The 22,406-nt window shown below is 66.7% G+C and carries 19 protein-coding genes and 1 pseudogene; 11 read left to right on the plus strand and 9 right to left on the minus strand.

What is annotated here, in order from left to right:
• Window positions 1-114: 114 nt before the first annotated feature.
• Complete coding sequence (locus ACFY9S_RS00680) at window positions 115-1,572, minus strand: alginate lyase family protein (RefSeq protein WP_391120903.1); 1,458 nt, start codon at window positions 1,570-1,572, stop codon at window positions 115-117.
• Window positions 1,573-1,825: 253 nt separating this feature from the next.
• Complete coding sequence (locus ACFY9S_RS00685) at window positions 1,826-2,137, minus strand: hypothetical protein (RefSeq protein WP_386494969.1); 312 nt, start codon at window positions 2,135-2,137, stop codon at window positions 1,826-1,828.
• A gap of 170 nt (window positions 2,138-2,307) precedes the next feature.
• Between ACFY9S_RS00685 and ACFY9S_RS00690 the strand changes: the two genes are divergently transcribed.
• From ACFY9S_RS00690 to ACFY9S_RS00735, 10 genes are all read left to right on the plus strand, one after another.
• Window positions 2,308-2,733: an Hsp20 family protein gene (locus ACFY9S_RS00690; protein WP_391120906.1), complete on the plus strand. Its 426-nt coding sequence runs from the start codon at window positions 2,308-2,310 to the stop codon at window positions 2,731-2,733.
• Window positions 2,734-2,972: 239 nt separating this feature from the next.
• The gene (locus tag ACFY9S_RS00695) at window positions 2,973-3,431 is read left to right on the plus strand and encodes a DUF2267 domain-containing protein (RefSeq protein ID WP_391120909.1); all 459 of its coding nucleotides are present in this window, start codon (window positions 2,973-2,975) and stop codon (window positions 3,429-3,431) included.
• Between the two features lie 87 nt (window positions 3,432-3,518).
• Window positions 3,519-4,322: an alpha/beta fold hydrolase gene (locus tag ACFY9S_RS00700; protein WP_391120912.1), complete on the plus strand. Its 804-nt coding sequence runs from the start codon at window positions 3,519-3,521 to the stop codon at window positions 4,320-4,322.
• 401 nt (window positions 4,323-4,723) lie between these two features.
• Window positions 4,724-5,890, plus strand: a complete 1,167-nt coding sequence (locus ACFY9S_RS00705; protein WP_391120915.1) for an extracellular solute-binding protein — start codon at window positions 4,724-4,726, stop codon at window positions 5,888-5,890.
• A gap of 6 nt (window positions 5,891-5,896) precedes the next feature.
• Window positions 5,897-6,874 carry an ABC transporter permease subunit gene (locus ACFY9S_RS00710; RefSeq protein WP_391120918.1) on the plus strand — a complete coding sequence of 326 codons (978 nt, stop codon included), beginning with the start codon at window positions 5,897-5,899 and terminating at the stop codon, window positions 6,872-6,874.
• Window positions 6,874-7,791 carry an ABC transporter permease subunit gene (locus ACFY9S_RS00715; protein ID WP_391120921.1) on the plus strand — a complete coding sequence of 306 codons (918 nt, stop codon included), beginning with the start codon at window positions 6,874-6,876 and terminating at the stop codon, window positions 7,789-7,791. Before ACFY9S_RS00710 ends, ACFY9S_RS00715 begins: the two co-directional genes overlap by 1 nt.
• Window positions 7,788-10,499 carry a beta-galactosidase gene (locus tag ACFY9S_RS00720; protein ID WP_391120924.1) on the plus strand — a complete coding sequence of 904 codons (2,712 nt, stop codon included), beginning with the start codon at window positions 7,788-7,790 and terminating at the stop codon, window positions 10,497-10,499. Before ACFY9S_RS00715 ends, ACFY9S_RS00720 begins: the two co-directional genes overlap by 4 nt.
• Window positions 10,500-10,616: 117 nt before the next feature.
• On the plus strand, window positions 10,617-10,982 hold the full coding sequence (locus ACFY9S_RS00725; protein WP_391122876.1) for a VOC family protein: 366 nt from the start codon (window positions 10,617-10,619) through the stop codon (window positions 10,980-10,982).
• 555 nt (window positions 10,983-11,537) lie between these two features.
• On the plus strand, window positions 11,538-12,062 hold the full coding sequence (locus tag ACFY9S_RS00730; RefSeq protein ID WP_391120927.1) for a MarR family transcriptional regulator: 525 nt from the start codon (window positions 11,538-11,540) through the stop codon (window positions 12,060-12,062).
• On the plus strand, window positions 12,059-13,294 hold the full coding sequence (locus ACFY9S_RS00735; protein ID WP_391120930.1) for a Bcr/CflA family efflux MFS transporter: 1,236 nt from the start codon (window positions 12,059-12,061) through the stop codon (window positions 13,292-13,294). Before ACFY9S_RS00730 ends, ACFY9S_RS00735 begins: the two co-directional genes overlap by 4 nt.
• A gap of 96 nt (window positions 13,295-13,390) precedes the next feature.
• On the opposite strand, the pseudogene ACFY9S_RS00740 reads toward ACFY9S_RS00735, so the two are convergent.
• The 3 genes and pseudogenes from ACFY9S_RS00740 to ACFY9S_RS00750 form a co-directional block, all read right to left on the minus strand.
• Window positions 13,391-13,812 (minus strand): annotated as a pseudogene (locus ACFY9S_RS00740) (hypothetical protein); the annotation flags it as partial.
• A gap of 11 nt (window positions 13,813-13,823) precedes the next feature.
• A complete protein-coding gene (locus ACFY9S_RS00745; protein ID WP_391120933.1) occupies window positions 13,824-14,291 on the minus strand; it encodes an NUDIX domain-containing protein in 468 nt (155 codons plus the stop codon).
• Complete coding sequence (locus ACFY9S_RS00750) at window positions 14,284-14,847, minus strand: DUF5919 domain-containing protein (RefSeq protein WP_391120936.1); 564 nt, start codon at window positions 14,845-14,847, stop codon at window positions 14,284-14,286. Before ACFY9S_RS00750 ends, ACFY9S_RS00745 begins: the two co-directional genes overlap by 8 nt.
• Before the next feature lie 675 nt (window positions 14,848-15,522).
• Here ACFY9S_RS00750 and ACFY9S_RS00755 point away from each other — a divergent pair.
• Window positions 15,523-15,984 (plus strand): hypothetical protein, encoded by a 462-nt coding sequence (locus tag ACFY9S_RS00755; protein ID WP_391120939.1) that lies wholly within the window; start codon window positions 15,523-15,525, stop codon window positions 15,982-15,984.
• A gap of 96 nt (window positions 15,985-16,080) precedes the next feature.
• Here the strand turns inward: ACFY9S_RS00755 and ACFY9S_RS00760 are convergent, their stop codons facing one another.
• The 4 genes from ACFY9S_RS00760 to ACFY9S_RS00775 all read right to left on the minus strand — a co-directional run bounded on the left by ACFY9S_RS00760 (window position 16,081) and on the right by ACFY9S_RS00775 (window position 22,031).
• On the minus strand, window positions 16,081-17,064 hold the full coding sequence (locus tag ACFY9S_RS00760) for a hypothetical protein (protein WP_391120942.1): 984 nt from the start codon (window positions 17,062-17,064) through the stop codon (window positions 16,081-16,083).
• A gap of 27 nt (window positions 17,065-17,091) precedes the next feature.
• Entirely contained in the window at window positions 17,092-18,075 is a 984-nt protein-coding gene (locus tag ACFY9S_RS00765; protein WP_391120945.1) for a hypothetical protein, read from the minus strand.
• A gap of 90 nt (window positions 18,076-18,165) precedes the next feature.
• A complete protein-coding gene (locus tag ACFY9S_RS00770) occupies window positions 18,166-18,813 on the minus strand; it encodes an NUDIX domain-containing protein (RefSeq protein WP_391120948.1) in 648 nt (215 codons plus the stop codon).
• A 77-nt stretch (window positions 18,814-18,890) separates the two neighbouring features.
• Complete coding sequence (locus ACFY9S_RS00775; RefSeq protein ID WP_391120951.1) at window positions 18,891-22,031, minus strand: DUF3427 domain-containing protein; 3,141 nt, start codon at window positions 22,029-22,031, stop codon at window positions 18,891-18,893.
• Window positions 22,032-22,406 lie beyond the last annotated feature (375 nt).

Raw genomic sequence — 22,406 nt, forward strand, 5'->3', positions numbered from 1 at the left:
GGGCCGGCGACCACATGCGGCGTCCGGCTGAGGAACGGGGGAGCGCGGGGTGGTTCCCGCGCTCCCACGCCGCTGTCGCCGTCCGCCGACGGGGGAGAGGCCGCGGGTCAGGCGTTACGCGCCCCCCTCCCGCCGCCCCTGGTCACGCCGGCGCAGCAACAACAACCCGCCGGCCACAGCGCCGATCCCCGCCGCAGCGGCCCAGCCCGCCACATCCCCGGACCCGGTCGCGGCGAGATCACCCACGGCGACCGGAGATGCCGAAGCCTGCGGCCGGACACCTCCGGCATCCCGCGACCCACCCGACGGACCCGGACTCGGACTCGGTGTGGAGCCACCGGCGGCCCCCTCCACCCGGTCCCGGGTGAACGCCAGCGTCCCGAACCCCAACTGGTCGAACCCCCCACTGTTGGGCCCGTAGTCCCCGCCCCCGCCCTCGGGCGCGGCCTTGGCTGCCGCCCGCGTGAGGTACGACGCCGGCAGCCCCCGCCGCTTGGTGTAGTGGTTGGCGATCATCGCCCAGATGGGCCGGGTCATCAACGGATCCGCGCCCGCGACACCGGACGCGGTCTCGCTCCCCGACCACCCTCCGATCGCCCCCTTCTTCCGCGTGTTGGCCGTGTACGGCACATCCCCGCCCAGGCTCCACTTGGCCACGTACTGCGCGCCCTTGAGGAACCGGCTGTCGTCGTACCCGTACAGATCGATCCCCTGGTTCCACGCCATCTCGCACACCGTGCCCATCAGCCCGACCCCGAGCAGCGCATGCCCCTGATCGCGCCCGGCCTCGACCCACTCGCCGAGCCCGTCCTCGTGGACGACGGGTATGGCGTGCTTCACCGACCCCATGCCGTCCCCGTGCTTGAAGTACTCCACCGCCCGCTCGACCACGGCCCGTTCCTCGCAGAAGATCCCGGTGGCGAGCACACACGCGATGGCCGTCAGGTCCCAGTTGGGCCAGTAGTTGGTGACGACGGCGCCGTTGTGCCTGGTCAGGAAGTCGTCGCTCAGCGGATGGAAGACGGTGCGCATCAGCTCCTGCGCCCGCCCCAGGTCGAAGTCCCCGTGCTCCCGCACCAGTTCGGCGGCGTTCGCGAACTGGTAGCCGTACAACCCCGCCGCCAGGAACCGGTCGGCACTGCCCTCCAGTGCGGTCAGCTTCCCCGACCAGGCGTTGAGGATCGCCACGGCGGTGTCGGCGTGCGCCTCCTCACCGGTGACGTGATACCGCAGGGCGTTCTGGTACGCGGCGTGGATGTCGTTGTAGAGGACCCGGTAGTTCTCGGGCGTACCCGACCCCCGGTACACGACGGCCTGCGGATTCGGCCGCCACCCGCTCTGCGCATGCCGGTTGGCGGTGAGCTTGGCGAACCCGGCGGTGTACGGTCTGGCGCCCGCCTTCACCTTGGCCGCCATACGGTCCAGGTCGGCGCCGGTGTGCAGCAGCCCGGGGTGAACGAGAGGGGCGCCGGCGGCACCGGCCGACGGGGCGAACGCAGTCGCAGTCGCACCGATGCCGATACCGATGCCCGCTGCCTTCAACATGCTCCGGCGGCTGATCTGTCGTGTCATGTCGTCGTACCTCGGCGTCATAAGTCGCTTACCTGCGGGGGACGGTGAGGAGACGGCCCGGCGGTGCGGGCATAACAGAAACTGCGTTATAGTTGATCTGCGTCCAGTCGCCGGAACTCCGGTGAGCGGACAGTGCGTTGGTGGTCCAAGGAAAGACGCCCCACTTCCTGTGGGGAAATGCAGGTGCAAGGCCTGCCCGGCGCTCCGACAAGAACCCGGCCCTGGGATTCAGGGCCGGGTTCTTTGCTGTCGGCTACTCGCTGGGGCGCCGCCGGTCCGCGACCGCCCACGACGCCAGCCCCACGGCTCCCGCCACCCCGAACACGGCGGGCCAGGCGCCCACCTTCTTCGCCAGCGGATGAGACCCGGCGAAGGCGGCGACATACGCGGCCGACAACGCCCCCGCGGCCACCCCACCGGCCTGCTGCCGCCACTGCCGCGCCGCCGCCACCCCGGCCGCGGCCAGCACGACCCCGCCGAGCGGCCGCTGCCTGGTCCAGCGGGCCACGCCGTACCCGCCCACAAGCCCGCTCGCGGCGACCACCGCACTCGGAACCTTCGCCATACCTGCCTCCCGCGTCCTACACCCTGCTCGTGATCTTGAGGCTAGCCCGCAGACTCCGGAAACCCGAACCTGAGCCCAGGCTTGTCAAGTTTCCTCCTCCGAGCTATATAAGAAGACGCAGACCGTAAGGGCATCGCACCCACTGCACCTGAAGAGAGGAGTGACCAGTGATGCTCATGCGCACGGACCCCTTCCGTGAACTCGACCGACTCACCCAGCAGGTCTTCGGCAACGCCACCGCCCGCCCGTCGGCGATGGCGATGGACGCCTACCGCTCCGGGGACGACTTCCTCGTCCACTTCGACCTCCCCGGCATCGACCCCGAGACGATCGAACTGGACGTCGAGCGCAACGTCCTCAACGTGCGAGCCGAGCGCAGGTCCCCCGCCCCCGAGGGCGCGGAACCGCTCGTCGGCGAGCGCCCCACCGGCACCTTCACGCGCCAGCTGTTCCTCGGCGACACCCTCGACACGGAGCGCATCGACGCCTCCTACGAGGCCGGCGTCCTGACCCTGCGCATCCCGGTGGCCGAACAGGCCAAGCCCCGCCGTATCCAGATCTCGGGCGGCGACACGCCCAAGCAGCTCAGCGGCTGACCCCACCGCACCGCCCACCGGCACGTCGCGCCGCCCCCCCCCGACCCCCCCCGCGCGCCCCCGGGCCCCCCCCCCCCCCCCCCCCCCCCCCCCCCCGGCCCCCCCCCCCCCCCCCCCCCCCCCCCCCCCCCCCCCCCCCCCCCCCCCCCCCCCCCCGGGCCCCCCGCCCCCCCCCCGGGGCGCCCCCCCACGGCCCGCACCCACCCGCCCCCTCACGCACCCGGAGGAAAACCCCGCACATGAGCACGACGACGGTGCCCCGTGTGACGACCAGCCGTGCCCCCCGCACCGACGACGACAACGGCTGGCCCCAGCTGATCGAAGCGGTCCGCGAAACGGGCCTGTACCCCACCCGGACGAAGGCGGAACAGGTCACCCGCACCGTCCTGGCCGCCCTCGGCACCCAGGTCACCGGCGACGAACGGGTCGACCTCGCCCGCGCCCTGCCCGGCGAGGCCGCCCGGCTGATCGCCGCCCAGATCCCGGCCACGCACCGGCTCACGGCCGCGCGCTTCGTCGACGAGGTCGCATCACGCACCCCAGGAGCCACGCCCGCCACGGCCCGCTGGGACACCGGCTCGGTCCTCAGTACGCTGCCGCCCCTGATCGGCGACGACCTGGTCACCCGCATCCTGGCCCAGCTCCCCGCGGGCTACGCCCTCCTGTTCGGCCGGGCGGACCTGACCCCGGCGTCGTAGGCTCCAGAACCGCGCATGAAGGCCACCCCTGGACGGACCGGGGTGGCAATCGCGCGGACGGCCGGGCCGACGACGACGGAGGGCTCCTTGACTCACACGACGTCCGGAATCCTCACCACCCCCGACGGCACGCGCCTCGCCCACGCCGATCACCGCCCCTCCGGCGACCCCGAGATCACGTTCCTCCTCCTGCACGGTCTGGCGGGCCACCAGGGCGAGTGGGACACCCTCGCGGCGCAGCTGACGGCGGACGGCCACCGCGTGGTGACGTACGACGCCCGAGGCCACGGCGCCAGCACCCGCACACCGGCGACCACGACCCGCGCGGCCCACGTCCAGGACGCCGTAGCCCTCGTCGCGGAACTGGACCTGGCTCCCGTGACCTTGCTCGGCCAGTCCCTGGGCGGCCACACGGCGATGCTGCTGGCCGCGTCCCACCCCCACCTGGTGACATCCCTGATCCTGATCGAAGCGGGACCGGCAGGCCCGACCCCGGACCTCCCCGCACAGATCGCGACCTGGCTGGACAGCTGGCCGACCCCGTTCACGTCCCTGAAGGAGGCGGAGGCCTTCCTGGGCCACGAGGCATGGACGAGGACCCTGGCCAGGCGGGAAGACGGCTGGTACCCGACATGGGACCGCACCACGATCATCGAGTCGGTCACCGAACTGTCCACCACCGCCTACTGGGAGGAGTGGTCACGCATCGCCTGCCCGACGCTCCTCATCCAGGGCGAACACGGCACGATGCGCCCCGGTGAACCGTCCGAGATGCTCCGCCTCCGCCCGGCCACCACGCACCTCACCCGCATCCCCGACGCCGCCCACGACGTCCACCTGGACCAGCCGGATCGCCTCCACGAGGTGATCGCCTCCTTCCTGCCCGGCTGAAAACGGCCACCGGGCCGGCCTCGCAGCAGCACGTCACCTACGGGTGGAGTCGGCTCCACGCGGGCGGAATCGGCCCACGGCAGCCCGCGCCGGTCCACCTGCAACAACTGTGCCGATGCCCGCATTTGTACTGCCTTGAGTCCCGGGTAACAACTGAACCCACACGAAACAAGGTCTTGTCGCTGGCTTAAAACGACGGTTATTTTAACCGCCATTCGAAGTCCGGTCTGATCATCCGGGCGACCTCAAGGCGTGTGCATGTCTCAAAGAAGGGCAGTGCCATGACGCTTGACAGCGCGCGGTTTTCTCGTCGGGGTTTTCTGGGGCTGGGAGTCGCAGCAGGAGTCGTCACACTGACGGCGTGCGGGTCCGGCAGCGGCTCGAGTGACGCTCCGCTGCTGATGACGGTCTGGGGCGGCGACCCCGACCGCAAGACGTATCAGGCCCGCATCGACCTGCTGGTCAAGAAGCACCCGGACCTGAAGGTCAAGCTGCAGCTGATCCCGGGCGACGCCTACCCGCAGAAGGTGCAGACGATGATCGCCGGCGGCACCGGGCCGGACATCATGCAGGTCGCCGAGAGCGTCAACACGTACTCCAGCAAGAACCAGTTGCTGCCCCTCGACGACCTCGCCAAGAAGGCGAACCTCGACCCCGAGCAGCGCTTCGGTCCGGTCGGCTCGCTCTACACGTATCAGGACAAGCTCTACGCGATCCCGGACCGCTCCGGCGCGGTCACCGTGTTCTACAACAAGGACATGTTCGACAAGAAGGGCGTCAAGGCCCCCACCGCGGACTGGACCTGGGACGACACCCTCGACGCGTTCAAGGAGCTGACGGTCCCCGGCAAGGTCTGGGGATACAGCGGTGCCGAATGGTTTCCGCAGTGGTGGAGTCTCGCCTACCAGAACGGCGGCACCATCATCGACGCCCAGGGCCGGCCCGCGGTCGACAGCGACGAGGTCGTCGAGGCACTCCAGTGGGCGGGCGACCTGGTCTTCAAGCACAAGGTGGCGCCGAGCAAGGCGGACTACGCCGACATGGGCCCCGACATCGGCGGCGACCAGGCGTTCCCCAACCAGAAGGTCGCCACCCACGCCAACGGCTTCTGGGTCATGTCGGGCCTGACGAAGGTGACGTTCGGCTGGGACATCGCCCCGATGTGGCGCGGCAAGAAGCAGGCCGTGTCGGCGTTCGGCAGCGGACTTGCGATCTCCCGCACCTCCAAGCAGCGCGACAACGCCTTCAAGGCCATCGACTTCCTCACCTCCCCCGAGGCGCAGACGGAGATCATCGCCTCCGGCCAGGACGTGCCGGCCAACCTGGAGGTGCAGAAGAGCCAGGCGTTCCTCAAGCCGGCGTGGATGAAGACGGACGTCGACATGGGCGTCTTCGCCGAGTCGAGCGAGTTCGTCTTCCGGGCGCCGTTCATCCCCGAGTGGAACGAGATGCAGGACGTGATCTCCAACGGCCTCGCCGACTTCTGGCTCGGCAAGGAGCGCAGCGCCAAGAAGGCGCTGACCACCGTGCAGAAGGACCTCGAGTCCCTCATCAAGTCCGCGGGATGACCGGCGATGGCGACCACGACGACCCCCACCCCCGAGACGCCCTCGGCGGTCGCGCGGAAGCCCGCGCCACCGGGGAAACAGAGGCTCTCCCGGCGTCGGCGCCGTGAGGCGCTCTCCTTCTACCTGTTCATCTCGCCATGGATGATCGGCTTCCTGGTCTTCCTGCTCGGGCCGATGATCGCGTCGGTCTACTACTCCCTGACGGACTGGGACTCCTTCAACCCACCGAAGTGGGTCGGCTTCGACAACTACGTCAAGCTCCTCACGGACGACCCGGTGTTCTGGAAGGCCCTGTGGAACACCTTCTACTACGCGGCGATCTCGGTCCCGCTGGGCCTGGTGCTCGGGCTGTGGCTGGCGAACCTGCTCAACAAGCAGGTCAGGGCCCGCAAGTTGTTCCGCACCCTGATCTATCTGCCGACGCTGATCCCGCTGGTCGCCACGGCGATGATCTTCCGGATGGTGCTCGCGCCGAACGGCCCGATCAACGACTTCCTCGGCCTGTTCGGACTGTCGGGCCCCAACTGGCTGCTCGACGGCCCCTGGGTCAAGCCCGCCCTGATCCTGATGTCGGCGTGGGGCGCGGGTGCCGCGACCGTGCTGCTGCTCGCCGCGATGAAGGGCATCCCGCGTGAGCTGTACGAGGCGGCCGAGGTCGACGGCGCGAGCGCGACGCGGCAATTCTGGAGCATCACGCTGCCGCATCTGACGCCCATCATCTTCTTCAACCTGATCATGGGCCTGATCAACGCGTTCCAGATCTTCTCGCAGCTCTACATCCTCATCCCGAAGGGCAAGAACCCCGCGGGCTACGACGCGGCCCAGACCATGGTGCCGCTCCTGTTCGACCAGGCGTTCAGCTACTACCGCATGGGCTACGCCTCGGCGATCTCCTGGCTGCTGTTCCTGGTGATCCTGGTGTTCACGGTGATCGCCTTCCGCACCACCCGGCGCTGGGTGTTCTACGAGACCGAGGTGAAGTGATGGCGACCCTGGCGACCCCGGTGCGCAAGCGCGGGCACGAGGACCGGCCCGCTGAGGGGCAGGCCCCCGCCGTACGGGCGTTCCACGCGACCCCCTTCACCTACGGCACCCTGATGATCGTCGCGGCGGTCCTGACCACCCCGCTGGTCTTCGTCGGTTCGATCGCCCTGTCCAGTGACGCCACCGTGAACAACGGCGCGTTCACGATCATCCCGCGCGAGTTCAACTGGGACAATTTCTCCCGGGTGTTCAGCACCGAACTGCCGGTGGGCACCTTCCTGCTCAACTCGGTGCTCATCTCGCTGTTCTCGGTGGCGGGACAGGTCCTCTCCAGCGGCCTGGTCGGCTACGCCTTCGCCCGGCTGCGGGCGCCGGGCAAGAACACGATGTTCCTCATCGTCATCGCCACCATGATGATCCCGACGCAAATCACGATGATCCCCCAGTTCATCCTGTTCCGGGACCTGGGCTGGGTGAACACCTTCCTGCCGCTGATCGTGCCGAACTTCTTCTCCAACGCCTTCAACGTCTTCCTGGTACGGCAGTTCGTCTCCCGGCTGCCCAGCGAGCTCGACGAGGCGGCCATGATGGACGGCCTGGGCTTCTTCGGCATCTACCGGCGGATCATGTTCCCCATGCTCAGGCCCGTCCTGATCGCCATCGGCATCTTCACGCTGACCCACACCTGGGGCGACTTCATGGGCCCCCTGATCTACCTCAACGACGAGTCGAAGATGCCGCTCGCCCTCGGCGTGCAGTACATCACCGCCACCTCGCAGGCGGGCCAGGCACCGCCCTGGAACCTGGTGATGGTCGGCTCGATCCTGCTCGCCCTGCCGATGATCCTCGTCTACTACCTCGGCCAGAAGTACCTGTACGAAATGGACATCAGCGGCGGAAGCGCGGGAGTCAAGTGAACCACCCCACCATCATCGACCAGGGCATCGCGCTCGACGCCCGCGGCATCCGTTTCGAGGGCGGTCCGCAACTCGTGCTGTGCGCGTCCCTGTTCTACTTCCGTCTGCCCCGGGAACAGTGGCGCGCCCGGCTCGCCCAGGTCCGGGCCTCCGGCTACACCTGCGTGGACGTCTACCTGCCGTGGAACTTCCACGAGACGGCCCCCGGCCGCTGGTCCTTCGAGGGCCGGCGGGACGTCGCCGCCTTCCTCGACCTCGCGCACGAGGAGGGGCTGTACGTCATCGCGCGGCCCGGCCCCTACATCTGCTCCGAGTGGGACGGCGGCGCACTGCCGGCCTGGCTGGGCCTGGACCCACAGCTGCGGGTCCGTCAGCACGAGCCACGCTTCCTCGACCGGGTCACCGCCTGGTTCGACCAGGCGCTGCCGCTCCTCGCCGAGCGCCAGTACCCGGCCAACGGCCCTGTGATCATGGTGCAGTTGGAGAACGAGCTGGACTTCTTCGACTGCGACGACCGGACCGGCTACCTCACCGCCCTGCGCGACCAGGCCGTCCGGCACGGCATCACCGTGCCGCTGATCGCCTGCTCCGGACAGGGCGACCTCGACGGCGCCACCGGCGACGTCCCCGGTGTCGTACCGGCGTGCAACTTCTACCCGGACGACGACTCCCCGCACATCGAACCCGAAGTACGCCGCTACGCCGAGCTGCTGGCGGAGCGCGACCTGCCCCTGCTGATCACCGAGACCAACCGCCGCCACCGCACCCTGCGCCGGCTCCTGGCCAGCGGCGCCTCGCTGATCGCCCCCTACCTCCAGTCCTCCGGCTGGAACTTCGGATACACCCCGTCCGCGGGGAACTGGGGCAGGCCGGGCAACCTCATGAGCCACGGCTACGACTTCGGCGGCTACGTCTCCTCCACCGGCACCGAACGCCCCGAATACGCCGAGGCCCAGATCCTCGCCCGCGTCATCGACACCCTGGGACAACGCCTGGCGCTCGCCACCCCGACCACCCCGCACACGCCGGTCACCACCGACTTCCCGACCAGCTCGTCACCGTCGGCCCTGCGACTCGACGGAGGCGGCCGGCTCCTGGCCGTACCGCATCTCGGGCCTCGGACGGGGTCGGGGTCGGGAACAGGGTCGGGAACCGGAGCAGGGTCGGGAACGGCGGTCGTGAACGGAGTGCCGGTCGCCGTGGCGGCGGACTCGTGCCCGCTGATGTTGGTGGACGTGCCCTTGAGCCCGTGGGGCCACGACGGGACGCTCACTCTGTCGTCCGCGGACCTGGTGGCTGCGGGTGAGGGCGGGCTGGTGTTCTCCTCCGAGGTGCCGGTCACCGTCGTCGTCGGGGACACCCGGGTCGAGATACCGGCACCGGCGGCCGGAGCGCCCCGGCGGGAAACGGCCGCAGGGCTGACCCTCGTCGCACTCGCCCCGGCAGACGCCGTACGCCTGCGCTCCACGGACCGGGACGGCACCGTGCGTCTCGACACACCGGCACCCGCGCGGCCCGCAGCGTCGGAACCCGTCGCGGTACGGCGCGCGCGGCGCCGAGCGGACACCGCTCCCGAGCGGGCGGCGGGCCGGCACGAGCTGCCGCCGACGCTGGAGTCGCTCGGCGTGTACCGGGGGCGCGGGACCTACCGGACCACGACAGATCTCACGGCCGTCGACGAACTGCTGCTCGTCGGGGCGGCGGACATCGTCGACCTGTCGGTCGCCGGCCGGGTGCGGCCGACGATCGCCGGGTTCGGGGCCACCCGGCGGATCGACGTCCGGGAGGCGACCGGCTCCGCCGACGTCGAGGCCGTCGTGGAGATCTGGGGCCACGCGAACTTCGACGACGCGCGCCTGCCGGCCCTCCGCCTCGGCGCACTGCGCGGCCTCGGCACACTCTGGACGGTCCGGGAGAGGGCGGACGTGTCGGCGCTGTGGTCGGTCCACGGCCACTGGGCGGGCAGGCCGGCACCCCTGCGCGAGCTCGGCGGCTGGAGCAGCACCCGCGTCGGACTCCCCGTCACCTACACCCGCGTGATCCGGTCGGCCACCGCCGCGGCCCTGCACCTCAAGGGGGTCGTGGAGCCGGTACGGGTCACCGTGACCGACGGCGAGCCGCACACCGTCACGACCACCCACGAGCCGCACACCGTTGACACCGCCCACGAGCCGCACACCGTCGACACCGCCCACGAGCCGCACACCGTCCACACCGTCCACGCCGAGGATCCGTGGGTCCCGCTGCCCGCCGGCACCCACCGGATCTCCGTCACGCTGCCGCACCACCCCAGCGGCGGCGGCCTCCGTGCCGAACTGCTCGCCCTGGACCCGGTGACGGACTGGACGTGCTCCGCGCAGGACGACGACCTGCTGACCGGCTTCGCCACCGAAGCCGCACCCGGCCAGGAGGTCCTGCTGCCGCTGGCCCTCGCACCGGGGGAGGAAGCATGGCTCGACGTCGACCTGCCGACAACCCACGACGGCCTCCTCCTGCGGCCGGACGGCACACAGATCCGGGTCACCGGATGGGCCGGCGGGGAGTGCGTGGGCCGGGTCTGGGCCGGCGACCGGCCGGACTTCTCCGGCGGGGACGCCGACGTCCTCTGGATCCCGCCGGGCTGGTCCGGGCTGACGCTGCTGGTGCGGGGCGCCGCGGGACCGGAGGCTCCAGAGCTGCGCACGCTGCGGCTGGAGTCCTCCGACTGACTGCCCGAGGACGACAAATAGTTCGACAGGCCCCGGTCTCTCCACTCATCCTGCGAAGCGCCACCGGCGCGCCGGACAACGTGAGGGAGACGACCGTTGCACCCCAGCCCCAACCCCATGATCCGCCACATCACCTTCGACTGCACGAACGAGCCCTACGAACTGGCCCACTTCTGGGCCGAGTTCCTGGGGCACCCCATCTCCGACATCGACAAGCCGGGGGATGACGAGGTCCTGGTGGAACTCCCGGACGGCGCGCCCGGCCTCCTCTTCGTAAGAGTCGAGGAGGCCAAAGCGACGAAGAACCGCATCCACTTCGACATGGGTCCCACGGGCCGCACGCGCGCCGAGGAGGTCGAACGCGCGGTCTCCCTGGGCGCCCGCATCCTGACGGACCGCACCCTCCCCAACGGCAGAGGCTGGGTCGTGATGGCGGACCCGGAGGGCAACGAGTTCTGTATCGAACGGGGGGAACTGGGCTGACCGGAGGCGCGGTTGTACGGCGGCCGGAGCGATATCCCGCTACGTCAGAACGCGGCGGCCCGTACGGTCAGAAGCTACAGGGCTGAACCAGGAGGGGTACGTGTCACCGGTCGGAGCAACCTCGTCGGCGGTGACACTCCCATTAGCGCACACTCAGCCTGTCTGAGGCTCATGGATGGTCTCCTCGGCGATGCGACGCGCAGGGCCCAGCCGAGGGTCCTCCGGGTGCGCATACGGTCCGAAAATCTTCGAGCAGACGAACAACGTCATCAACTTGCCGTCCCGGCTGTCCAAGTCGGAGCTTCGAGCAGCTCACCAAGCTGATGAAGACCCGGCTCAAAGGCATGCAGTACCGCCCCTGTCTCACTCGACGGCCTCGTAGCCAAGACCGGGCTCGACCTCCAATGCTCTGTGCCGCCCAGCAGTGACCGACGTCACGATGATGCATCTGGTGCAGCATGTCGACAGACCGCCCAGGTTAGAAGCTCGCACTTACTGAATTGGGCAAAGTGTAGGAGATTGAAGGGCTATACAGTAAGCGTTAGCTTGGTAAGCATGGTTGATGTTCCAGAAGAGGCATCGAAGGATCTGGTCTTGGCCGAGGCGTTGCGTTGGGGCGTGTCCCGCCTGGCTTCCCGGCTACGCGCCGAGCAGCCGGGGAACAGTCGCTCCTTGACGCGGCTGGCCGCATCCGTGCTCGCCAACCTTCGGTACAGCGGCCCACTGACCCCGTCGGAACTGGCCGCCATCGAAGGGCTGCAGACCCAGTCACTGACCCGGGTGCTCAACGAGTTGGAAGAACAGGGGCGAATTCGCCGGTCGAAGAGCGAGGTGGATGCCCGCCGCCAGAACATCGAGGTCACGGAAGCGGGGCGGGAGGCGCTGCGGGAGCACGTGCGCGATGGCAACGCTTGGCTGGCGGCGGCACTGCGTCAGACGCTGTCACCTGCCGAGCGCGGTGTGCTGCAGATCGCCGCCGGACTGCTGGAACAGGTGGCGGAGGCCGAGGTGGCCGTCGATGAGTGCCGGAGGCCGGCGCAGGCGTCAGGGCAGGTCGAGGGGGCGGCACCGGCGCTATGACTCACTCAACCAGTAAGGCATTAGCCGGTCATCAGCGTCCGTCCCCCGAACTTCCGAAACGTCTCCCGCTGTTGCTGGTTCTGGCCGGACTGAGCGGCGCAAGCCCGCTGGCCACAGACATGTACGTCCCCGCCCTCCCAGACCTGGCCCGCTCCTTGGCAACCGATGCTTCCGGCGCACAAATGTCACTGACCGGGTTCCTGGCCGGAATCATCGTCGGGCAACTCGTTCTGGGCCCCCTCAGTGATGCGGTCGGCCGCCGGCCCGTCCTCATCGGCGGATCCGTGCTGTTCACTGTCTTCTCCGCCGTGTGTGCTCTGGCGCCCACGGTTGAGGTGCTCAACACGGCACGAGTCGGACAGGGCATCGCGGGAGCGGCCGGGATCGTCGTCTCCCGCGCTGTCGTGGCCGACATCTACGACGACCGTGAACTTCCCTTGGTCTTCTCCCGCCTGGGAGCGATCACCGCCACGGCCCCGGTCCTGGCCCCCTTAGCCGGAGGCGCCCTGCTGCTCGCGGTGTCCTGGCGCTACGTCTTCGCCGTCCTCGCCCTCATGGGCTTACTCCTGTCGCTCGGCGTATGGCGCTGGATCCCCGAGTCCCACCCGCCCCACGCCCGCCTCACCGGCGGGATGACCGCCAGCCTGCGCGCCATCGCAGAGGTCGCCGCACAGCGCGCCATCCTCGCACCGGTGCTGGCCCTCGCCTGCGGTGGGGCCGCCGTCTTCGCCTATATCGCCGGAACTACCTTCGTCTTCCAGGACATCTACCGTCTCTCCCCGGCTCTTTCCAGCCTCGTCTACGGCGTCAACGCCGTCGGCAACATGGCGGGGAGCCTGGCCTACGGCCACCTGACCAAACGCCGGACCCCCGAGGCTCTCCTCATCATCAGCGGGGCGCTGGCGACAACGGGGGCGGCAACACTACTCCTCATCCAGGCGACCGCTGGCAGCACCACGCAGCTGACCTGGCTATGCCTGTTGATCACTATCAGCGCATTCGGCATCTTCTTCCCAGCCGTGATCACCGTCGCTCAGAGCCGCGGACGCGCTGCCCCGGGAGCTACCTCCGCTCTCCTGGGCGGAAGCCAGTTCCTCTTCGGCGCGGCCGCATCCCCCCTGGTCGGGCTATTCGGTACCCAGAGCCCGGCGCCCATGGCAGCCGTGATGAGTAGTTGTCTCGCCCTGGGAACCCTGGCCGCCATCGCCACCAAACGTGCACACGCCTCCTGAGAGCTGCTACCCCAAGGGTGCTGATCACGACCTGGACAACAGAGAGTCCTGCGCCAGAGACCTTCAGCCGCCGTAACGCCAGCCCTTGAAGGTCTCTAGCGCGTCCAACGAGGCGTTCAGTGCCTCCACCACTCGTCCGGTGGGTCCGAGGGCCTGCTCAACACAGCGGTGCCGACAGGGGGCGCTTGGCAGGAGTTCGGTCTCGTCGGCCCGCCACATCACCGGACCGTTCACGTCTCGCCAGACCACGCCCCCATGCCGTTGGGGCTGGGCGATGCTTTTAAGACGCGCGGCACACTCAGTGCCGGTCCAGCCCTGATCGGGGATCTTGGCGAGCGAGCATCGCTCGATGCGTACCCATGTGGCGCGGTCTGTTCTCACTCCACGGTTCGACGCTTGCGCACCATGGTTTTTGATAGCAGACGCACTTGCAGAGATTGGCCGACGCGACCAAGGACATCCTCAACGGGCCGCATGCGTAGATCGGCAGTCTGAGCTGCGGAGACCGAGAGCGTCATATGGGGGCCGATCACCGTGCGGCGGGCATCTTGCCATCACGCCAGTCGGTCACGCGCTTGCGGATACTGGCGAGCATGGGGAGCCCATCGATTTCTGTGGGATCGAACCAGCGAACATCGGTGGATTCCTCGGACACTGCCAGTCGCCCGGACACGGGACGAGCGAGGAAGCAGATGGAGAACTCTTGCCGCACCTCACCATCGTCGTAGGCGAAGACGTGGCGGGGGTTGCTGTAGGTCCCGACGATGCCGATGATCTCGACATCAAAGCCGGTTTCCTCGCGGGTCTCACGAACCGCGCAGTCCGGCAATGACTCGCCGATGTGCATTGCACCGCCGGGGAGCGCCCACATGCCGTTGTCTCGCCGACGCTGGAGCAGGATGCGCCCGGAGTCGTCGACAACGATGGCGGAAGCGGCCGGAACCAGGCTGTTCGCAGCGGGGGCATCCCGGGCGTCCTCGTAGTCGCGCCTACCCATTACCTTCCTCTTCCCATACCGGAGTGCCTCGCGTCCACAGTTCTTCAACGTGTGAAGCGAAGCGGTCGAACATGCCGTCGTCCTGGTAGCGACGCAGATGCAGCGTAGGAGCATCGTGGCCGACACTATGCGTCAGCAGGGGCGTGACGATCATGTCGTCATCGAAGCGGAAGACGGACAGGTGCGTGTGCCCATCGCTGTACCGTGCGTCGATGCCCGGTTGACTTCTGATCCTCTCCAACTCGGAGAGCGTCACGCGGATTCGCGTAGACAGTGTGAGTGCAACGGCCTCGTCTTGCTCCCGGGATCGCGTGAGCTCGCTGTCGGGCTTGCCCAGCAAGAAGCGCACTCGACACCCCTGTGCTGCCTTGCGCCGTAGGGCAACACCGAGCCGAGCCTGCTCCAGCCACAGGAAGTAGTTGGTGTAACCGGCGAACGTCAGCTCTCGCTCGGATTTGGTGATCAACGATCGCCACAGCGAAGCCGGACAGCTTGACCGATACGGGTATACGGACACGACCTCACGGTCCGGACCGACCTTGATCGCCCTCTTCACGGCGGCAGGCCATAACACTGCCTCATCCTCCCCGAGTGCCTCACAGACGTCCCACCGGTGCCGGGCATGGGGGATGCGCCCGGCCTCAGTGATCCATCGGCCGACTGTCTTGATGTCGACTCCGCACTTCTCCGCTAACTGCCGGTCTGTCATTCGGGCTTGAAGCATGGCACGGCGTAGCGCTTCGTTCACGAGTACCCCCTGGGACGCTAGGGACGTCTTTCATGGGCGGACCTACTTCGTGTCTAACGGTCAGGGGACGAAGTAGGAACGCACTACCGGGGGCGGAAGTGTGGTGGACGCATGACGCGCAGACCCCCGCGACCGTGGCGACGGTCCGGGGGCGTGGCCACCAACGAGAAGGGTTGATGACATGGCCCACGGTATCGCCGGCCTCTTCGAACCGCTGCTGCGGTTCTTGTTTCCCGCTTCGGGGCGCCACAGAGCGCCTGGCTCAGGCCCCGCGACGCAGTCGCAGGACACACCGACCGTTCCTCACTCACGCACGCCTGCGCTCCGGGGCGAGGACATCGGCCTGGTCCGCCCGTACCTCGTCGCCCACGAGCGCCGTGAAAAGGAACGGCGACGACGAACTCGGCGGCGAACGCTCGTGGTCGCCACGTGCGGAGTCGACATCGCCCCCCGCTGGACCCACTGCTTGGAGGTGGCAGCCTGATGAGCTACGACCGGGACAGCGTTCCTGCGGTCGCCCCTGGACTGCGGCTGCTGCCGTGGGAGACCGACTCCGGTAAGCCGTGCTTCCTGTCCACACATGGCGCTCCGGGCCTCCTGGCGCGCATCGCGGACGAGATCGAAGCGGACCAGTTGCGTGACGGCGCCCAGGTTCTCAAGGGCGCTCAAGCCGTCTTGGGCGACCAGAAGTCCGGCGAGTTCGCGGTACGCCATGCGCTGCGCGCCGCCACGCAGTGCCTTGGCGATGTCTTGCGGATCGCTGACAGTCGAGGGGCCCGGTTGCCGCGGTTGGCAGACAACGACGACGACGGCGATCGCGACCGGGATGACGGCGCTGGTGACGACGAACCGCACGCGGGCCTGACCCACCACAGCGGCTACGAACTGACAGCGTTCCAGTACTTCAACGCCACGATGACTGACCCAGGAGTCGAGCAGCGTTGATATAGATCGAGGTCGGCCAGCCAGGTGTCGTTGGGGGCTGATCGTGCATCTCTGATGTCGGTCTCCCCCCCCAACGGGCCTGGAACCCCCGGAAGTTCAGCGCGCAGAGGCGTTCGATGTGGCGACATCGGCGCTTGCAGGCAGGCGAAAGTAGGGATCAGGCCAGGTGACCGAGCCGTCCGCTTCTGCTTGGGCCACATGCTGAAGAAGCAGTGCTGTGGGGTCCTGTATGTCTATCTCAGCTTCGCCGATTAAGAGACTGGTCGTTATTGGCATGGATGGGTAGTCGATGCCCAGGAGCCTGCATATGTGCTCGAGGTCGGCATTCTTGTTGTCCTTGCCTAGACTCCCATTGAGGTAAGCGCGAAGGCGGGAGCTTATATCTAGCATCGCATTTCCGCAGTCTGTCACGCTGTAAAGTCCGCCCTGTAGACTGTCGCTTGCCAGGAACCCGATAACGAATAGCCGTTCTGTTTCAAGCCGTAGTGCATTTGGGTCTACGGCTAATTCCTTGGCTGTGTTTCGATGGCTTCGGTAACCGTGCTCTCTTACATGTGACAGGATCCGAAGGGGTAGCCCAGGACGCCTTGACGAAGCGAATCGGGTCACATCGCTCTGAGTGAGACCCCCGAGAGCTACCTGGAGAAGTAAGTCCTTGGTGATCTCCTCTCGTAAGGAGTTGTAGACCGCTTTACGTGCTTGTTCGTCGTCTGCATCAAAGTCCGCCGGCACCCAGAAGACCCGCAAGCGAGACAGGCTGGCTCGCATGGTTTTTAGGTAGTCCTGGGTTACCTCAGCGAAACGAGCGCGGCTTCGGCTTTCGTGACGGGCTATATATACGGCTGCGGCGATATCCTCCTCATGGAGGAGCGTTCGAAGGTCTTTATCGATTCCATCCCCGCCGTGCTTCCAAAGCGTCTGGCCGGCAACTACCTTTGACCAATCCTTCTTTAGGTCGCAAGAGAAGTCAAAACGCTTGCGTTGACCTTCCGTGTAGCCGAAAAGCTGTGATCTTGACGCGCTCTCAATGATCTCGAGAGCCGTGTTGGAGAGGAAGTGATGCTCGGCTGACTGTGCCATGGTCGCTCCAGGGGGGGGTGAGGGCTGTTAGTTAGCTTCGTGCCTGGTGTAGCCGTCGACACCGTCGTAGACGACGTCGATCCCCTCTATGAGTAGAAGATTCAACAAGTCGTCCTGAGGTCTCTCCGGGAGTAAGAGGGTCAATTTGGGATCACGGGGCTCTATGTGCCGCACGAGATCCTTCAGTTGCCCTATGCCGGTGCGTACCTCTTCGCGACTGCTGGAGCCCCTTATGGCATAGAGCTCATGCTCGGTGGCGTCATAGAGGTCAGTTTTGATGGTAGTGGTGGTGCCCGAGATCTTGACTTGATACGCGAAAACATCGTGCTCGCGTCGGGTGAGCTCCATGAGGTACTCTTCTCGGAGCGTTGATTGGCGCAGATCGGCTATGAGGCTCGGTTGGGCGGCGCGCCTACTCTCTGACGCTCGTTTCCTCTTCGGCTCCACCATCTTGCAGGTAACTACCGCGGCGGAAACCCTCTGAGTATCGGTTTTTTCCGCGCGAGTGATGACATCCTGAGTGAGGCGCTTAAAGGCGCCCTTGGGGCGTAGTCGGAAGACGATGATGCGACGACGCTGGCCCTTCTCGTCATGGGCCTCGCGTACTGTGTATGGAAGTCTTGAGTCCAGTTCGAAATCTCCCACGTACCGCTGTTGCTTGGCGGAAGACGCTCGATCGGCGACCTTTCCTGCTGCCATGAAGACGCGTAGCGACTTGCCGTTCTCTGCATGACATAAGACGGCTGCGTTGCGCGAGCCATTCCGCCCGAGGAACGTCTGGTGGCCACGGGTGCCCTGCCCTGTGTACTCAAATATGAGCCCGAGGTCGTCTGCTTCCTCTAACCAACCGTCCTCGTATCCGTACTTCTTGCCACTGTCATGGTCTACGTAGATGAGGATGTTTGGGCTGTCCTTGGGAGTGATGATCCCTCCCTGACTGCCTCCGCCGAACGCTTCGTGCATGGCGGCGCGGGTAGTCAGCTGCCCAGGTTTGATCGGAGTCGTGTCCATGTATCGACGTTAACTGATCGCTCTGACAACGGACTTGGCGAGTACTCCAGCTGTAGGTTGTGATCTTCATGTGGTTGGCACTGTCTGGCGTCACCAGCGGGCGACGAGCGTCTCCTCCGTAGCCCGGTTGCGGTACAGCCAGGTGGTCCCCGGCGCGATGGCGCCGGTCAGATAGCCAACAATGGGCTCCCGCTGTGCTGCGCTGTCCAGCTCGCCGAGCAGCTTCACTGCGTCAGACAGGGGGAAGAAGGCGGCCTGTTTGATGTCGTCGTCCTCCGGTGCGAGGTCCCCCGACCACTCGTCGATCTCGAAGGCAACGGCCAACGCCGATGGGTGCTGCTCAGAGTCGATGTGGATGAGGAATGCAGTCCGTACCGGGTTGCCAACCAGTAGCCCGGTCTCCTCCCGCAGTTCGCGCCGGAGAGCTTCGTTCATGAGCTCGCCGTCCTCGACTCCACCGCCGGGGAGGGACCAGAGAATTTCGCCGTCAACGCCGAGGCTTTCACGCACGAGCAGGATCTCGTTGCCTTGGCGGATAATGCCAATGACCAGCTGCACCCGGGGCTTTGGGGCCTTCGAATTCTCTGATGTCATGCCGCAAACCGTATGTGATGGCCGGTTCGCCAGTAGTGGGTCACCCTCGCCATGCTCGCCCACGCCTTCCTCGCCGTCGTCCGGGCTGACGGACACGCCCGACACTCCAGCCCGGACGACCTGATCCCGCTCTTCTGCAACCACTCCAGCGCCTGCTCCCCACCGTAACCGTCCGGCCGTTGAACGGCCTCGCCCACCGACTCGGCGATCTACAGCTGGTCCTAGCTGGAAGCAATGGCCGCGTACGTCCAGACGTCCGCTGGCAGCTCGTGCTCCAGCCGCCAGGTGATCGCCATCGGCTTGCTGCCGGTGTGGTCCTCGTAGGTGGCGGGTCCCAGGAGCATCCACGGCTGAGGCTTGCCGATGTCCGTGTTCTTGTATCGGCGCATGAAGAGCAGCACATGATTGCCTCGCTGGGCGTGGTGCTGGTAGCGCAGGCCTGTGGGGGAGCTCTCAGCAGTGGAGTTCTGGGACTCCCAGTGGAAGAGGCTCGGGCTCAGCGCGTAGTCCCTGTACCGGACGGTGGGGGAAAAGTCCCTCTCGTTCTTCTCCAGAGTGATCAGTAGGGCGTCGGTCTGGATGTCCTCAACCCACTGGACGCCCTGTGCGAAAGACCTGGGCATCTGGCCGCCGAAGCGCGCCACTCCGAGTGCGGCCAGAATCTCGGAGCGGTTATAGGAGCAATGGACCTTCAGCGGTACATGCTTGTGGTTGCCCGACAGAGGGATCGGGAAGTGGTCCGCTTGCTCGATGACGTAGATCAGGACCTGGCGAAGTTCGTCGCGGAAGATGGGTTGGGCTCGGAGTGCGTCCAGGCCCTGTTGGAAGCTGGTGAAGCCGCCGGCGTTGTCCCACAGGTTGAAGAAGAGCATGCGGGCATAGGCCTGATCAGTGGGGCCAAGGTCGTTGTAGGGCGGTACGTCGTCAGCGAGGAGGCGCAGGTACGCGTCGGCACGGTCGGGGTCGTCGACGTGTAGGAAAGCATGGATGCGCTTGAGGAGAGCCGATTCGCCGTCGGGCTCCGCCGTACTGATCCGGCCTGCTCTGCGGAGGACGGATGTCCAAGAGGTGTCGCTCTTATACAGCTCCTTGATCTCCCTACGGCTCTCGCGCAGGTAGTCGGCCAGCTGTGAAGTGTCGTAAGCCTTGACCTCGCTCACCAAGGTTCTGACCGTCGCCTGCAGTTGTGTGCGGATGTTGTCCAGCACCAACTTCTTGGCCTTGCCTTCCAGGAGGATCTGGCAACCGGATGGCAGGAGGGGAAAGTCGTGCTCGATGTGATCAACAAGCCGGTTCCGCGAGAAGTTGGTCAAGGCCCGAAACTGCTCCTCGAACCTGAACTCCGCCCGGTGCTGACCAATGAAGTCGAGAACGGTGAGCACGGGCTTCGTCTCCGTGCGGCGTAGTCCACGCCCCAGCTGTTGAAGGAAGACCGTGGCGCTGTTGGTGGGGCGCAGGAGGAGAAGCGTGTCGACATCCGGGATGTCGAGCCCTTCGTTGAACAGGTCCACGGAGAAGATGACTTGCAACTTCCCCTCTCGCAGATCAACGAGTGCCTGGGACCGCACGGCGGGCGGTGAGTCGCTGGTGAGAGCAGTGGCCTGTAGTCCGGCCTTTTGGAAGAAGTCCGCCATGAAGCGGGCATGCTTCTTGTCTACACAGAAACCCAGCGCGCGCATGGCTCCAGGCCGCGATACCTTGTCGCGGATCTGCTTGACGACGATGCGGGCCCTGGCTTCGTTGCCCGTGTAGAGGTTGCCGAGGTCCTGCTCCGCGTACGCGCCCCTCTGCCAGCCAAGATTCGTTAGATCTGTGCCATCAGGGATGCCGAAGTAGTGGAAGGGGCACAACAGGTCATTCTCAAGAGCCTCCCAGAGGCGCATCTCAGCGGCGATGCGACCATCGAAGAACTCATCTTGCACGTTGAGCCCATCCATCCTCTCCGGGGTCGCGGTGAGGCCGAGTAACTGCTTGGGCTTGAAGTGCTCGATGATGCGGCGATATGTGGTGGCCGTGGCGTGGTGGAACTCGTCGATGACGATGATGTCGAAGTGGTCAGGAGCCAGCTCTTCGAGCCGCTGGACGTTGAGTGACTGGACGCTGGCAAAGACGTGGTCCCACGTCTGCGGGTCCTCACCCCTGTAGAGCAACTCCCCGAATGAGGCGTCGTCCAGCACCTCCCGATACGTGCGCAAGGACTGCTTGAGGATCTCCTTGCGGTGGGCGACGAAGAGCACATTGGGGCGGCGGTCGCTGAAGCCCCTGGCCAGACTCCGGTAGTCCAGGGCTGCCATGACGGTCTTGCCAGTGCCGGTGGCAGCGACCAGCAGGTTACGGCTACGCCCTCGAAGCTCGCGCTCGACCCGTAGGCGCTCCAGCATGTCCTGCTGGTAGGGGAAGGGACGTACTTCCAGGCCAGAGAGGTTGATCTTCAGGTCGGTGGTGGAGGTAGTGCCGTTTGCCTGGGCCAGCGCTTGGTCTAGCCGCTCACTGTGCTGATCAGGGTCGTAGGTTTCGAACGCGGAGTCGTTCCAGTAGGCGTCGAAGGTTGCCTCGAACTTGTTCAGCACGGCCGGTGTGGCGACAGAGGAGAGGCGGACGTTCCACTCCAAGCCGTCGAGGAGTGCGGCCTTCGAGAGGTTGGAGCTGCCGACGTACGCCGTGTCGAAACCTGTATGGCGTCGGAACAGCCAGGCCTTGGCGTGCAGCCGCGTGGACCGGATCTCGTAGTTGACCTTGACGGTCGCGCCGAAGTCGCGGACGAGGCGATCGAGTGCGTGGCGATCGGTCGCGCCGATGTACGTGGTCGTGATGACCCGGATCGGCACCCCTCGCTCGTTCGCGGCGCGCAGTGACTCTTCGAGGACGCGGATGCCGTACCACTTCACGAACGCGCAGAGCAGGTCGATGCGGTCTGCGGTAGCCAGTTCCGCCCGTAGCTCGGCACCGAGGCTGAGGTCTTCGGGGGAGTTCGTGATCAGTGACGTCTCGGACAACGGTGTGAGGGGGCGAAGAGCGTAGACCCCGGGAGCCTCCTGCTCCGCGAGGGCCAGCAGTTGTCGGGGACCTTCGACGATGGCGCTTGCAGCTTCGCTCGGATCGGGGAGGGTGGAAGCCAGCGTCTCGAGTATGCGGTTCGCAACCGAGACTCGGTCTTCGGGGCGAAGCTGGCTCAGCCTTTGGTTGACGGCTTCACCGATGTGGCGAGCCAGTACATGCGGGCTGGACTCAGGAGTGACCTCTGCGTCGATGGCCTTCCAACCGGCGGCCCTGAACTGCTCCAGTTCGTCATGGACATCGTGAGTGATCAGCTTTTCGTAGACACCCGCGATCGGCTTCGCCTGGCCCCCTGTTTCTGCCACGACTGCTCCCCCTTGGCCCCTCGTTCCTTACGCGCACGATCACTCGTGGCGGTAGAGATCAGTTCTAACAGCAACTACTGACACCTGTGAGGCATACCGAAAGGTGAGCTCCGGTTGCTGCTGGGCCGCCCGCTTCCTGGCCAGTGTCGCCCCTCCGCGCCCCGCCTCAAGGGCGCTCCGGCACGGGAGAGAAGCGAGCGGCGGCCCCGGGAAGCGGGGGGCCAGGGTGGGGAGCGCCGCAGCGCGCTGTGCCGGTACCCGGCGTGACGGGCGCGTCAGCGGTACCGCGCACGCCGGGTCGAGTCAGCGGCGATCTGCCGTGGTGTTGGTGCCCCTCGTCGGCCGCGGTACCTCGGCGCGGTCGGCTGCCGAATC

The organism is Streptomyces sp. NPDC012474 (assembly GCF_042955185.1).
GTDB lineage: Bacteria > Actinomycetota > Actinomycetes > Streptomycetales > Streptomycetaceae > Streptomyces > Streptomyces cahuitamycinicus.